General features: G+C 70.3%; 11 protein-coding genes. 4 read left to right on the top strand and 7 right to left on the bottom strand.

The window, feature by feature from the left end; all coding sequences use genetic code 11:
• Positions 1-26: 26 nt before the first annotated feature.
• Positions 27-1,388: an MFS transporter gene (locus ACFWYS_RS27110; protein ID WP_384774073.1), complete on the bottom strand. Its 1,362-nt coding sequence runs from the start codon at positions 1,386-1,388 to the stop codon at positions 27-29.
• 27 nt (positions 1,389-1,415) lie between these two features.
• Positions 1,416-1,853: a MarR family winged helix-turn-helix transcriptional regulator gene (locus tag ACFWYS_RS27105; protein ID WP_062703619.1), complete on the bottom strand. Its 438-nt coding sequence runs from the start codon at positions 1,851-1,853 to the stop codon at positions 1,416-1,418.
• Between the two features lie 119 nt (positions 1,854-1,972).
• On the opposite strand from ACFWYS_RS27105, the gene ACFWYS_RS27100 reads away from it, so the two are divergent.
• Positions 1,973-2,155, top strand: a complete 183-nt coding sequence (locus tag ACFWYS_RS27100) for a ribbon-helix-helix protein, CopG family (protein WP_384774070.1) — start codon at positions 1,973-1,975, stop codon at positions 2,153-2,155.
• Between the two features lie 20 nt (positions 2,156-2,175).
• Here ACFWYS_RS27100 and ACFWYS_RS27095 read toward each other — a convergent pair whose 3' ends face one another.
• Complete coding sequence (locus tag ACFWYS_RS27095) at positions 2,176-3,576, bottom strand: NCS2 family permease (RefSeq protein WP_384774067.1); 1,401 nt, start codon at positions 3,574-3,576, stop codon at positions 2,176-2,178.
• A 128-nt stretch (positions 3,577-3,704) separates the two neighbouring features.
• Between ACFWYS_RS27095 and ACFWYS_RS27090 the strand changes: the two genes are divergently transcribed.
• Together ACFWYS_RS27090 and ACFWYS_RS27085 are read left to right on the top strand one after the other, a co-directional pair.
• Positions 3,705-4,004, top strand: coding sequence for a DUF2530 domain-containing protein (locus ACFWYS_RS27090; protein WP_384774064.1), 300 nt, complete (start codon positions 3,705-3,707; stop codon positions 4,002-4,004).
• 114 nt (positions 4,005-4,118) lie between these two features.
• Positions 4,119-6,518 (top strand): cation-translocating P-type ATPase, encoded by a 2,400-nt coding sequence (locus ACFWYS_RS27085; protein ID WP_384774061.1) that lies wholly within the window; start codon positions 4,119-4,121, stop codon positions 6,516-6,518.
• Positions 6,519-6,531: 13 nt separating this feature from the next.
• Here the strand turns inward: ACFWYS_RS27085 and ACFWYS_RS27080 are convergent, their stop codons facing one another.
• The 4 genes from ACFWYS_RS27080 to ACFWYS_RS27065 form a co-directional block, all read right to left on the bottom strand.
• Complete coding sequence (locus ACFWYS_RS27080; protein ID WP_384774058.1) at positions 6,532-7,455, bottom strand: hypothetical protein; 924 nt, start codon at positions 7,453-7,455, stop codon at positions 6,532-6,534.
• A 238-nt stretch (positions 7,456-7,693) separates the two neighbouring features.
• On the bottom strand, positions 7,694-8,629 hold the full coding sequence (locus ACFWYS_RS27075; protein ID WP_384774056.1) for a hypothetical protein: 936 nt from the start codon (positions 8,627-8,629) through the stop codon (positions 7,694-7,696).
• Positions 8,630-8,756: 127 nt separating this feature from the next.
• Positions 8,757-9,536: a calcium-binding protein gene (locus ACFWYS_RS27070; RefSeq protein WP_272118890.1), complete on the bottom strand. Its 780-nt coding sequence runs from the start codon at positions 9,534-9,536 to the stop codon at positions 8,757-8,759.
• A gap of 113 nt (positions 9,537-9,649) precedes the next feature.
• Complete coding sequence (locus tag ACFWYS_RS27065; RefSeq protein ID WP_384774053.1) at positions 9,650-12,814, bottom strand: sacsin N-terminal ATP-binding-like domain-containing protein; 3,165 nt, start codon at positions 12,812-12,814, stop codon at positions 9,650-9,652.
• A gap of 284 nt (positions 12,815-13,098) precedes the next feature.
• Here ACFWYS_RS27065 and ACFWYS_RS27060 point away from each other — a divergent pair, with 284 nt between their 5' ends.
• On the top strand, positions 13,099-14,253 hold the full coding sequence (locus ACFWYS_RS27060; RefSeq protein ID WP_384774050.1) for an FAD-dependent oxidoreductase: 1,155 nt from the start codon (positions 13,099-13,101) through the stop codon (positions 14,251-14,253).
• The last annotated feature ends 99 nt before the right edge of the window (positions 14,254-14,352 follow it).

Here is a 14,352-nt window from a genome sequence, read left to right as displayed (position 1 = left end):
TCCGGGCCGTCGGCGACGGCGTGCGCTCAGGCCGCCGTCGCCAACTGCTCCTCCTGCCGCTGCCGGGGCACGAACCGCACCTGCGGATGGCCGCGATGCCAGCCGACCGACAGCCGCAGGCCGCCGATGCGGGCCAGCACCAGGGCGACGGTGAGGGCCGCGGCGGCGGTGACGGCACCGCCCGCCGCCAGGCCCGCCCGGACGCCGTACGCGTCCGTGATCCAGCCGGCGATCGGCGCGCCCAGCGGTGCGCCGCCCATGAAGACCATCATGTACAGGGCCATCACACGGCCCCGCATGACGGGGTCGGTGGCCATCTGGACGCTGCTGTTGGCGGTGACGTTCACCGTCATGCCGAAGATGCCGATCGGGACCATGAGCAGGGCGAACAGCCACAGGGAGGGGGCGAGCGCGGCCACGATCTCCATCGTGCCGAAGGCCACCGCCCCCGCGACCAGCACCCGCATCCGGGCCGTACCGCGCCGGGCCGCGAGCAGCGCGCCCGTCAGGGAGCCGACCGCCATGAGCGTGTTGAAGAGGCTGTAGGAACCCGCGCCCGCGTGGAAGACGTCGTCGGCGAAGGCGGACAGATAGACGGGGAAGTTGAAGCCGAAGGTGCTGACGAACCCGGCGAGGACGATGGGCCAGATCAGCTCCTGGCGCCCCGCGACATAGCGCAGCCCCTCCCGCAGCTGGCCCTTGCCGCGCGGGGCGCGCTCGACGGCGTACAGCTCACGCGCCCGCATCAGCAGCAGTCCGGTGATGGGCGCGACGAAGGACAGTCCGTTGGCGAGGAACGCCCAGCCGGTGCCGACACCGGTGATCATCAGGCCGGCGACGGCGGGGCCGACCAGCCGGGCCGACTGGAAGTTCGCGGAGTTCAGGCTGACGGCGTTCTGCAGCTGGTCCGGGCCGACCATCTCGGAGACGAAGGTCTGGCGGGCCGGGTTGTCCACGACCGTGGCGAGGCCCACCGCGAGGGCCGCGAGGTAGACGTGCCAGACCTGGACCTGTCCGGTGAGGGTGAGGACGGCGAGCGCGACACCGGTGAGCGCCATCGAGGTCTGCGTCACGAGGAGCGTACGGCGCTTGGGCAGCCGGTCCACGAGGACGCCGCCGTAGAGGCCGAGGAGCAGCATCGGCAGGAACTGCAGGGCCGTCGTGATGCCGACGGCGGTGGCGGAGCCGGTGAGGCTGAGCACCAGCCAGTCCTGGGCGATGCGCTGCATCCAGGTGCCGGTGTTGGAGACGACCTGGCCGAGGAAGAAGAGGCGGTAGTTCCTGACCTTGAGCGAGCTGAACATCGAGGACTTGCGGGGCTCGGGGGCGGGCGGGGAGTAGTCGGTGTCTGGTGCGGGGGCGGAAGCTGCTCCGGATCCCGTACTCAAAAGGGTTCGCCTCCTAGTGGCTGTTGCTTACAGATGTGCGAGCTTCTCCAGCACGGGGGCGGCGGCACGCAGTTTCGCCCACTCGTCCTCGTCGAGGCCCTCGACCAGGGTGGCCAGGAAGGCGTTGCGCTTGCGGCGGCTCTCTTCGAGCATCGCCTCGGCCTGCTCGGTCTTCGTGACGACCTTCTGGCGCCGGTCCTCGGGGTGCGGCTCCAGCCGGACCAGTCCCTTGGCCTCCAGCAGGGCCACGATGCGGGTCATCGACGGCGGCTGGACGTGCTCCTTGCGGGCGAGCTCACCGGGGGTGGCCTTGCCGCAGAGGGAGAGGGTGCCCAGCACCGACATCTCGGTGGGGCTCAGTGACTCGTCGACCCGCTGGTGCTTGAGCCGACGCGACAGCCGCATCACGGCGGAGCGCAGAGAGTTCACGGCGGCAGCGTCGTCGCCATGGGTAAGGTCCGACATGTTCTTTAGCGTAACTCATTACTCTGACTAAAGACCACCCGGCGCACTATCACTCATCCGGGTGATCCGGTGGCGGAACGTGACCCGCCGCACCGTCGCGTGCGGCAACCCTCGTGTCCATGGGGACCAGCGTGCTCAGCCTGCGGATAGACCACGAGCTGCTCGAACGACTCAAGGAGCATGCGGCGAAAAGAGGAATGAGCGTCCAGGACTATGTCGTCCGGACGCTCATCCGCGATGACTTCGACGAACGGTTCCAGTCCGCCGTCGACGAGACCGACAAGTTCTACGGGCGCACGTGAGTCGGCCCAGGTGAACGGGCCTACGTCAGCCCCAGCGCCGGCATCAGGTAGTAGAAGGCGAAGACCGCCGCCACGACGTACATCGCGACCGGCACCTCACGCCCCCGCCCGGCGGCCAGGCGCAGCACCGCGAAGGTGATGAAGCCCATGCCGATGCCGTTGGTGATCGAGTAGGTGAACGGCATCATCACCATCGTCACGAAGGCCGGGATCGCGATCGTGTAGTCGGCCCAGTCGATCTCCTTGACGGAGTTCGCGAGGATCAGGAAGCCGACCGCGAGCAGGGCCGGGGTGGCCGCCTGCGACGGGACCATGGTGGCGATGGGCGTCAGGAACAGCGCGACACCGAAGAGGGCACCGGTGACGACGTTCGCGAAGCCCGTGCGGGCGCCCTCGCCGACGCCGGCCGTGGACTCCACGAAGGCCGTGGTGGCCGAGGAGGAGCTGGCACCACCCGCGGCGACCGCGACGCCGTCCACGAACAGGACCTTGTTGATGCCCGGCATCTGCCCCTGGGCGTCGGTCAGCTTCGCCTCGTCGCTGACGCCCATGATCGTGCCCATGGCGTCGAAGAAGCAGGAGAGCAGGACCGTGAAGACGAAGAGCGTGCCGGTCAGCGCGCCGACCTTGTCGAAGCCGCCGAAGAGGCTGAACTGGCCGATCAGCCCGAAGTCGGGGCTGGCTACCGGGTTGCCGGGCCACTTCGGGGTCGTCAGGCCCCAGGACGGTACGTTCGCGACCGCCTCGATGACGACGGCGAGCACGGTCATCGTCACGATCGAGATGAGGATCGCGCCGGAGACCTTGCGGACGATCAGCGCGAGGGTGAGCAGCGCCCCCAGGATGAAGACCAGGACCGGCCAGCCGTCGAGGTGACCGTCGGCGCCGAGCTGGAGCGGGACCGTCGTGTGGGCCGCGTCCGGGATGCGGGAGACGAAGCCGGAGTCGACGAGGCCGATCAGCATGATGAACAGGCCGATACCGATGGAGATGGCCTTGCGCAGGCTGTAGGGCACGGCGTTCATGACGCGCTCGCGCAGTCCGGTGGCGACGAGCAGCATGACCACGAAGCCGGCCAGCACGACCATGCCCATGGCGTCCGGCCAGGACATACGGGGTGCCAGCTGGAGGGCGACGACCGAGTTCACGCCGAGACCGGCGGCGAGCGCGATCGGTACGTTGCCGATGACGCCCATCAGCAGGGTGGTGAACGCCGCTGTCAGGGCCGTCGCGGTGACCAGCTGTCCGTTGTCCAGCTGATGGCCGTAGATGTCCTTCGCGCTACCGAGGATGATCGGGTTCAGCACGATGATGTACGCCATCGCGAAGAAGGTGGCGAAACCGCCGCGGATTTCGCGGGACAGGGTGCCCCCGCGTTCGGAGATCTTGAAGAAGCGGTCGAGTGTGCCGTGGGCGGGCATGCTTTTGTTGTTTCCTACGATGAGAAGTGGTCAGACATAAACCGTTTCAGTATGAACATATGAAGCCGGGATCGGCCATCTCCGCGCGTAGATCCGCATGGTTCCGTTCGCCTCGTAAGCTGTCCCCCATGGCCGCATTCTTTTCGGGAACCCCCAAGCACGAGGCGCCGGAGCCCCTGGAAGGGCCCGTGGTCGCGACCATCGTCGGCGGCACGATCATCTGGTTCGTCCTCTTCCTCGTGCAGCTGCCGTTCTACGGCTGGTTCGCCGACCGCGACGCCACCTGGTGGGTGTGGACCTGCCTGGCCGGCGCCGGCCTCGGCCTCATCGGCATCTGGTACGTCCGCAGGCGCGACGCGGCACTCAAGCGCGCGGCGGCCGACGCCGCGGAGCCCCGGGAGACCGCGGGCGAGCCCCAGTCGTCCTGAGGTGCCGCGCCCTACAACCAGGGCACGACCACGGCACGACACCGGTCCTCCCCAAGTCGGAACTTCCGCCCACTCAACGGGTGAAGCCGTAAATCCGCACGTACCGTCGATTGCATGACGCATACCGACGCGGGCGCCGAAGTGGACAGCTCTGTGCATCCCGTGCCCGTCCCGGTGGCGAAGGGCGGGCTCACCGCGGCAGAGGTGGCCGAGCGGGTCGCGCGGGGGCAGGTCAACGACGTACCGGTGCGCAGCAGCCGGTCGATGGCCGAGATCGTCCGCGCCAACGTGTTCACCCGGTTCAACGCGATCATCGGCGTGCTCTGGCTGGTCATGCTGTTCGTCGCGCCGATCCAGGACAGCCTGTTCGGCTTTGTGATCCTCGCCAACACCGGCATCGGGATCATCCAGGAGTGGCGGGCGAAGCAGACCCTCGACTCGCTCGCGGTGATCGGCGAGGCGCGGCCCACGGTGCGGCGGGACGGGACCACCGGCGAGGTCAGTACGTCCGAGATCGTGCTGGACGACCTGATAGAGATCGGGCCGGGCGACAAGGCCGTCGTGGACGGGGTGTGCGTCGAGGCCGACGGGCTGGAGATCGACGAGTCACTGCTCACCGGCGAGGCCGATCCGGTCGTCAAACGGCCCGGCGACCAGGTGCTGTCCGGCAGTTTCGTGGTCGCGGGCGGCGGCGCCTTCCAGGCCACCAAGGTCGGCCGCGAGGCCTACGCCGTGCAGCTCGCCGAGGAGGCGTCCCGCTTCACCCTCGTCCACTCCGAGCTGCGCTCCGGCATCTCCACCATCCTCAAGTACGTGACATGGATGATGATCCCGGCCGCGATCGGCCTGATCGTCACCCAGCTGTTCGTGAAGAACAAGGACCTGGACGACTCGATCGCCCGGACCGTCGGCGGGATCGTGCCCATGGTCCCGGAGGGGCTGGTGCTCCTCACCTCCGTCGCCTTCGCGATCGGTGTCATCCGGCTCGGCCGCAAGCAGTGCCTGGTGCAGGAACTCCCCGCCATCGAGGGCCTCGCCCGCGTCGACACGGTCTGCCTGGACAAGACCGGCACCCTCACCGAGGGCGGCATGGACGTCACCGAGCTGCGGCCCCTGGGCGGCAGCGACGAGGACTACGTACGAAAAGTGCTCGGCGCCCTCGGCGATTCCGACCCCCGCCCGAACGCCTCCCTCCAGGCCGTGATCGACGCCTACCCGGACGACGCCGAGGACTGGCGCTGCACCGAGTCGCTGCCCTTTTCCTCCGCCCGCAAGTACAGCGGCGCCACCTTCAGCGAGGGCAACGGCGAGACCGGCACCTGGCTGCTCGGCGCCCCCGACGTACTCCTGTCCGCTGATGATGCCGCCCTGGCCGAAACCGATCGCCTCAACGAGCAGGGCCTACGGGTGCTGCTGCTTGCCCGGGCCCGCCGCGACCTGGACGATCCCGAGGTCGCCGAGGGAGCCGAGCCGGCCGCCCTCGTCGTACTGGAACAACGGCTGCGGCCCGACGCCGCCGACACCCTGCGCTACTTCGCCGAGCAGAACGTCCGGGCCAAGGTGATCTCCGGGGACAACGCGGTGTCGGTCGGCGCGGTGGCGAACAAGCTGGGCCTGACCGGTACGACGGTCGATGCGCGCCGGCTCCCCCGCGACGTGGACGGGATGGCGACGGCGCTGGACGACGGCACGGTGTTCGGGCGGGTCACCCCGCAGCAGAAGCGGGACATGGTGGGCGCGCTGCAGTCCCACGGGCACACCGTCGCGATGACGGGGGACGGTGTGAACGACGTCCTCGCCCTCAAGGACGCCGACATCGGGGTGGCGATGGGCTCGGGGTCGGAGGCGACCCGGGCCGTCGCGCAGATCGTGCTGCTGAACAACAGCTTCGCGACGCTGCCGTCGGTGGTCGCCGAGGGCCGCAGGGTCATCGGCAACATCACGCGGGTGGCGACGCTGTTCCTGGTCAAGACGGTCTACTCGGTGCTGCTCGCGCTGCTGGTGGTGTGCTGGCAGGTGGAGTACCCCTTCCTCCCCCGCCACCTCACCCTCCTGTCCACGCTCACCATCGGCGTCCCCGCCTTCTTCCTGGCCCTCGCGCCCAACAAGGAGCGCGCGAAACCCCATTTCGTACGGCGGGTCATGCGGTACGCGATCCCGGGCGGACTGGTGGCCGCGGTGGCGACCTTCGGGACCTACCTGATCGCCCGTCACTACTACACGGGCGAGGGCGCGTTGGACGCCGAGACGAGCGTCGCCACCCTGACGCTCTTCCTGATCTCCATGTGGGTCCTGGCGATCATCGCCCGCCCCTACACCTGGTGGCGCCTGGCCCTGGTGGCCGCGATGGGCCTCGGCTTCCTGCTGGTCCTGGTCGTCCCCTGGCTGCAGGAGTTCTTCGCCCTGCGGTTGGTGGGGGTGACGATGCCGTGGATCGCGGTGGGAATCTCGGTGGGAGCGGCGGCCACCCTGGAGCTCACCTGGAGATGGGTGGACCGCCGCTTCCCGGCGTAGCCGAGGGCGTTGCCTACTGGACGTCGATGAAGTCGCCCGTGGCGGTGGCCGCCGGGGTCGTGGTCGTGCCCGCGAAGGTGTAGCGGAAGTAGCCGTCCACGGAGGCGGTGACCGTGGTCTTCAGCTCGCCCGTGGCGTTGGTCTTGATGGTCTTGACCGTGGTGTAGGTGTTGCTGTCCTTCTTGCGGAACTGCAGGTTCACGGGCTGGCTGACGTAGCCGTTGTAGGTGCCGCGGTCCCAGTTGGCGCGGGAGAGCTTGCCGGTGACCGTGATGGGCTTGCCCTTCTTGACCGGCTCCGGCGCGGCGTTGACCGTCAGCTTGGAGTAGCGCTGGACCAGCGTGGTGGCGAGGCCGTCCTGCTTCTTGTAGCCGACCTTGGTGATGTCGAAGGGCTCGTCGCCGCCGGGCTTCTGGCCGTTGAAGGCGGTGGCCTCCGCGGCGGCCCTCCAGGTCCCGGCGTCGGTGTTGATGAGCTCGTGGGAGCCCGGGTAGACGTCGATGGTGCCCTTGCAGTCGGCGGTGGTCGCCGAGGTCGCGGTGCACTTGGCCGGCTTGTTGCCGTAGAGCATGTTGTCCGGTGCGGTGGAGGAACCCCGGTAGATGATCGGGTCGGTGATGAAGTCCGCGGCGGTGATCTTGACGTCGGCGCCGTGGGTCATCGTGTACGTCACCGTGGTGGAGACGTGGTTGGTCGTGCCGACCTTGACCGCCTTGGCGATCTTGAAGTTGGAGAAGGAGACGTCCAGGGCGTACGGCTGGTCCTCCGCGGCCGCGGCCCGGCCGGACTCGGCCTGCGCGGCCTGGCGGACCTTCGCGACGGCCGCGCGGTAGGAGACGGCGGAGTCGTCGGCCTGCGCGGCAGGCACGGCGAAGGCGGAGAGGGCCAGGGCGCCGGAGAGAGCGGAGACGGCGGCCACGGTGGCTCTGTTGCGCATGCGTTCCCCTGATACGGAAAGGGGCCCCGCTGGTCATCGCTCGCTGCACTGGCGGTCGCGTCGGGGCCCGGGTGATCGTGGGACCTGTTGGCCCATGTGATCAGATGCGCGGCGCGGGGTTCCGGGTTGTGCCGGAGCCGGGGAAATTAAGTGAGCTGCGTCACGAACTCCCGGTGGAGGCCGAGGAGTTCATGACGCAGCCCGCAGTGCGCCTGCCGTACTACCTACTGCTTACTGCCTACTGCACGTCGACGAAGTCACCCGTGGCGGTGGCCGCCGGGGTCGTGGTCGTGCCCGCGAAGGTGTAGCGGAAGTAGCCGTCCACGGAGGCCGTGACCGTCGTCTTCAGCTCACCGGTCGAGTTCGTCTTGATGGTCTTGACCGTGCTGTAGGTGGTGCTGCCCTTCTTGCGGAACTGCAGCTTCACCGGCTGGCCGACATAGCCGTGGTACTTGTTGTCCTCCCAGTTGGCCCGGGAGAGCTTGCCGGTGACCGTGATGGTCTTGCCCTTCTTCACCGGCTCCGGCGAGGCGTTCACCGTCAGCTTGGAGTAGCGCTGGACCAGCGTGGTGGCGAGGTCGCCCTTGTCGGCGAACCCGACCTTGGTGATGTCGAAGGTCTCGGCGTTCGGGTCCTGGCCGTTGAACGCGATGGCCATCGCCCCGGCCTTCCAGCCGCCGGCGTCGGAGTTGATGAGCTCACCGTCGCCCGGGTACACGTCGATCGTGCCGGTGCAGTTGGCCGTGGTCGCCGAGGCCGGTGTGCAGGTGCCGTAGTCGATGCCGAACAGCACGTTGTCCGGAGTGTCGAAGGCGCCCTTGTAGATGTACGGGTCGCTGTAGAAGTCCTCGGCGGTGACGTCGACGTCCGCACCGTGGGTCATCGTGTACGTCACCTTGGTGGAGACGTGGTTGGTCGTGCCGACCTTGACCGCCTTGGCGATCTTGAAGTTGGAGTAGGCGACGTCCAGGGCGTACGGCTGGTCCTCCGCGGCGGCGGCTGCGGTGCTGAGGGCGCTCCTGCCGGAGGCGGCCTGCGCGGCGTGCGCGGCCTCACGGATCTTCGCGACGTCCGCGCGGCTCACGGCGTCGTCGGCGGCCTGCGCGGCCGGCACGGCGAGAGCGGACAGGGCCAGGGCGCCGGAGACGGCGGCCACGGTGACTCGTATGCGCATGTGTTGTTCCCCTGGAGAAGGAGGGAGAAGGAGGAAGGGGGAGCGAACCGCCCGGCCCCGGAGAGAACCGGGACCGGGCGGCGCGGAAAAGCGGGACCTGCTTACTGCACGTCCTTGCTGCTCGTCCTTACTGCACGTCGATGAAGTCACCCGTGGCGTTGACCGCCGGGGTGGTCGAGGTGCCCGCGAAGGAGTAGCGGAAGTAGCCGTCGACCGACGCGGTGACCGTCGTCTTCAGGTCGCCGGTGGAGTTGGTCTTGATGGTCTTGACCGTGCTGTAGGTGGTGCTGCCCTTCTTGCGGAACTGCAGCTTCACCGGCTGGGTGGAGTAGCCGTTGTAGGTGCCGCGGTCCCAGTTGGCGCGGGTCAGCTTGCCGGTGACCGTGATGGTCTTGCCCTTCTTCACCGGCTCCGGCGAGGCGTTGACCGTCAGCTTCGACAGACGCTGGACCTGGAAGGTCTTGGCGTTGTCCTTCTGGACGTAGTCGGCGTCGTTGCCCGCCGCGATCGCCCAGACCTTCCAGCTGCCGGCCACGCTGTTGATCAGGTTGGCCGCCGGCTCCAGGTCGAAGGTGGACTTGCAGTTCGACGTCGTGGCGTTGACCACCGTGCAGGTGGCACGGCCGTCGCTGCTGTTGGCCACGGCGCCGGAGTCGGAGCTGTCGATGTCCGCACCGTGGTACAGGATCGCCTGGGCCCAGTCGACGCCCGAGGCGTCCTTGACGGTGAAGGAGACGGTGATGGTCTTCTTCGCGGTCGCCCCGACGACCGCCGCCTTGCCACCGTTCACCACGACGTTCGAGATCGCCGTGTCGCCGTGGATCTCGTCGGCCTGCGCGGCCGGAACGGCGACGACGGAGAGAGCCAGGGCGCCGGTCAGGACGCCGAGGGTGGCACGCATGCGCATGTATTTTCCCCACAAGTGATCAGGGAGTCTGTTGACTCACTGATCAGATTCGCGGCCCATGCGAATGGTTGTACGGTCCGTGAAAAATTTGTGCGGGAGTTACCGGGGAGGTTTCAGTCGAACCACCGGTCCCGCGCCAGCTCCGCCGTCCGCGACGGATCCTCCAGCAGCGCCGCCACCTCGAACCGCCGCGGCCACTGCCCCGCCGCCCAGGCCAGCCCGGCGGCCACGCCCTCCAGGGTGGACGCGTGCAGCACACCGTCGTTCGTCAGCCGCCAGTCGATCTCCACGCCGTCCACGACGAGCTCCTCGTGCTCGACGTACGACTCGGGCGTCCGCGCCCCCAGCAGCACCCGCACCGGCTCCGGTACGTCGTGCTCGGTGCCCTCGGAGTCGACGTCCCCGGTGACGGACTCGCTCAGCCGCCGCACCTGGAACAGTTCGGCCAGCTCGGCGGCGCGCGCGGGCCGCACCGGCAGCAGCGGCACGCCCTCCGTGAAGGGCAGCAGGTCAGGGGAGTCCACGACCACGGCGTCCGCCGCGTCCACGACCTCGACCCGGCCGTCGATGACGGCCCGCAGCTCGTCCGGCAGGGTCACCTGCTCGGGGTCGAGTTCGGCGAGGGCGCCGTACAGGGCGTGCAGTTGGGCGGCGGACACCTCCCGCTCCGGGTCGGCCAGGCGGTCCAGCAGCTCGGCGGCGCCGCCCGGCTCGTCCAGCAGCGCGGCGACGGACGTCCGCACGCCCAGCGCCCGCAGCACCTGCTCGTCGTCGAAGCCGGTCGCGTCGGCCTCGTCGTACAGGCCGCGCAGGAGCGGGTCGCCACCGGAGGCCAGCAGACCCGCCGGGCGGCGGCCGTCCAGCACCGGGTTCCCGCGCAGCCACCAGGCCGTGTACGGCCGCACGACCTCGTGTGTGCCGTCCGGGAGCAGGACCCGAACCTGCTGGGTGAGCGCGTCCCGCAGCGGCGGCTGGGCGAGCAGCGCGAGGGCCTGCGGCCACTTGTCTTCGTCCACCAGGTCCAGATCGCGTACGGCGATGAGCTCGGTGGCGACCGGCGGTACGGGCGTGTCCGGGAAGCGGTCGAGGATGTCCTCGCTCCAGACGTCCACGGCGTCCAGCAGACCGGCGTCGTCGGGCTCGGCGAAGTCCCCTTCGCGGGGCTCCAGTTCGTCCGGGTCGAGGACGACGTCGGTGGCGCGGACGAGCGCGAAGTTGGCGAGGACGCCACAAGCGGCGAGCGGTCCCTCGCCCCACTTGTCGGCCAACTCACCGTCCACGGCGGCCAGTTCACCGTCCCGCATGACCTGGTGGAAGGAGCTTCCGGGGAAGACGAGCTCACCGGCCGGTGCCGGTTCCCCCTCCTCGTCGGGCAGCGCGAGGGCACCGAGCCACGGCTCGTCACCGGGCTCCAGGCCCGCGTCCCGCACGAGCGCGAGCACGGTGTCGGCGAGCTCCTCGGCGTCGGGGGCGTCCTCCTCCCAGTTCACGCCGCCGTCGTCGTCCAGGGAGGCGGCGACGGCGGCCCGCACCTGGGGCGTGGTGAGGACGGCGCGGGGTGTGGCCGGCAGGGCGCCGAGCTTCTCCAGGAGCGGGTGCGCGGCGTCGGGGTGGGCGACCTTGAGGCCGAGGCGGGCGAGGACCTCGGGGTCGACGGGGGCGCCGTCGGAGGTGGGCAGCAGGATCTGACGAGGCCCGATGCTCGTCCGCCCGTCGGCCAGCGGCACCGGCAGCCCCGACAGCCGGTCCGGGTCGACCCCGGCGAGGCTGTCGTAAAGCCGACGCCACCAGCCCGGCGCCTTCTCCAGCCCGGCGAGACGGTCGACGGCGTCGGTGAGCGGGACGCGGGCGACACCCAGGGTGCGCAGCTCCACGCGCCGTTCCAGCCCGGCGGGCAGCAGCGTGGGCAGCACCTCGGCCAGCACCCGCACCGTGTCGGCCCCGGCGCCCTCGACCACCTCGGCGTCACGCGGCCGCAGCGACTCGGGCAGCTCGGAGTCGTGCTCGCCCAGCTCTCCGGCGGGCTGCGGGAAGGCCGAATGAGCCGGCGGGAGAAACGAGGTACGGGGCAGCCGGTCGAGGATCGCCTGGCGCAGGGCCCCGTCCAGTTCGCCCTTGCCGAGCGGGCCGGGCACGAGCCCGATGATGCCGTCGCTCACCGGACGCCAGTGGGCGAGCAGTTCGGCGTACGCGTCCGCCGCCCGCTGCACCAGGAAGTCGGTCAGCGGGCCGGGCGCGGCGTGGCGGCGGGCGGTGTCGAGGGGGAAGGAGGCGATGAGGAGAGCCGGGACGCCGAGGGCTTCGTCGCTCGGCGTCGGCGCGTGCAGGACGGGGGCGGTGCGGGGCCGGGCCGGGGTGCTGTCGGCGGCGTTGACGGGCACGGCCCAGGTCAGCGACCAGTGGGGGCGCAGCCGCTCCTCGACCGGGCGGTCGGCGAGGAGGTCGGGCGTGAGGGGGCCGTGGGCGGCGGCCGTACGCCAGTGGGTGACGCCGCCCCGGGAGTCCTCCACGACCGTGAAGGCGCCGTCGACCCGGCGGCGCAGCGTGCGCGGCGCGTCGTCGCCGACCTCGACCACGACCTCCTCCAGGCCGGGCAGGGCGAGGAGCAGCGCGTCGTCCACGGCCTGCAGCAGCCGCTCGGCGAGGTCCGCGGCGGGCGTGTCGCGCAACGGCAGGATGACGGCGGTGTCGTACGGATCCGGAGCGGTGCCCTCGGCGGCGAACGGCAGCCGCAGCAGCGGCACATGTCCGTCGCGCCGCCGGATCTCGTCGCCGAGCCCCGGGCTGTGCCGCGCGGTGTTGCCGGCCAGCTCCCGGCCCTCGGCGAGGGACCACCGCACGCCACCGTGCCGCCCGACCACGGCGGGCTCGTCGGTGACGGCGAGAACGGCGGCGAACCCGACGCCGAAGCGGCCCACGGAGGCGGTGTTGTCGCGCTTGGCGGAGGCGCGCAGGGTGGACAGCGACTCGACGCCGCCCGCGTCCAGCGGGGCACCGGTGTTGGCGGCGACGAGCACCCCGTCGCGCAGGGTGAGCCGGAGCCGCCCGGTGACGTTCGCCCTGGCTGCGGCGTCGGCGGCGTTCTGAGCGAGCTCGACCACGAGCCGGTCCCGGTACCCGCCGAGGACGAGATCCTCCTCGGCGTTGGCGTCCTCACGGAACCGGGCGGGACTGGTGGCCCAGGCGTCCAGGACCCCGCGACGCAGACGGGCCGTACCGAAGGGGTCGGCACCTTCGGCCGCTGGCCGCACGAACTTGCTCACGTTGACTCTCCTCATCGGCTGACGATGAAGGTACCGCCTGGGCAGGGCGGGTGCAGATCAGAGGGAGGCGGGGCGGGGGCGGGGCGAGCTGCCGGGAGGTGTCGAGGGCTGCCGGGGGGTGTCGAGTGTTGCCGGGGGCTGCTGGGGGCTGTCGGTCATCTGTCGGGGCCGTCAGTCGTCTGTCGGCGGCTGTCGGGCCGGTGTCAGTGGCTTGTCGGCGGGGCCCGGCACTTTCGGAGACGAGACGGCCACCGGAGCTCGCCGGAGCTCACGGTCGGCCCCGACCCCGAGGAGCCACCATGACCAGCCACAACCCCGCACCCACCCCCGTCACGATCATCGGCGCCGGACTCGGCGGCCTCACCCTGGCCCGCGTCCTGCACATCCACGGCATCCCGTCCACGGTCTACGAGGCCGAGTCGTCCCCGTCGGCGCGTGCGCAGGGCGGGCTGCTCGACATCCACGACTACAACGGCCAGCTCGCGCTCAAGGCGGCCGACCTGATGGACGAGTTCCAGGCCATCGTCCTGGAGGGCCGGCAGGCGATGCGGGTCCTGGACCCGGACGGAACCGTGCTGCTCGACAAGGCCGACGACGGCACGGGCGGACGCCCCGAGGCGCCGCGCGGTGAGCTGCGACAGATCCTGCTCGACTCGCTCCCGGACGGCACCGTCCGCTGGGGACACAAGGTCACTGGCACCCGTGCCCTCGGCGAGGGCCACCACGAGGTGACGTTCGCCGACGGCGGCACCGTCGTCACCGACCTGCTGGTCGGCGCGGACGGCGCGTGGTCACGGGTCCGGCCGCTGCTCACCACCGCCATACCCGAGTACGCCGGCATGTCGTTCGTCGAGACCTACCTGTTCGAGGCGGACACCCGGCACCCGGCCACCGCGAAGGCGGTCGGCGGCGGGATGCTGATCGCGCCCTCACCGGGTGCGGAGATCTTCGCCCACCGGGAGAGCGGCGACACCCTGCACGCCTACGTGGGGCTGTCCAAGCCGCTGGACTGGTTCGCCGACATCGACTTCACCGACCCCGTCGAGGCGACCGCGCGGATCGCGGCGGAGTTCGACGGCTGGGCACCGGAGCTCACCGCGCTGATCACCGAGACCGACACCGCGCCGGTACTGCGCTCCCACCACGCCCTGCCGACCGGGCTCCGTTGGGACCGGGTGCCGGGCGTGACCCTGCTCGGCGACGCCGCCCACCTCGCGGTCCCGAACGGCGAGGGCGCCAATCTGGCCATGCTCGACGGCGCCGAACTCGGCAAGTCCCTCGCCGCCCACCCCGGCGACATCGAGGCCGCGCTCACCGAGTACGAGCAGGCCATGTTCCCCCGCACCGAAGAGGCCGCCGCCTTCGGAGAAGAGGTCCACAACATCGACTCGCACGACAACACGGCCCAGGGCCTGATCGACAAGTTCAACGAATTCGAGAAGCGCCGGTCCTGAGAACCGTGATTATACCAGCAGCAAGGGGGCCACCACCCCACCCACCCAGACGGCAAACAAAATGGGGACGCCCACGGAAAACTGAACCACCACACCCAC

This window comes from Streptomyces sp. NPDC059010, assembly GCF_042740355.1.
Lineage (GTDB): Bacteria > Actinomycetota > Actinomycetes > Streptomycetales > Streptomycetaceae > Streptomyces.
Note: the sequence above shows the minus strand (reverse complement) of the source record. Positions and strands in the feature narration are given on the sequence as shown.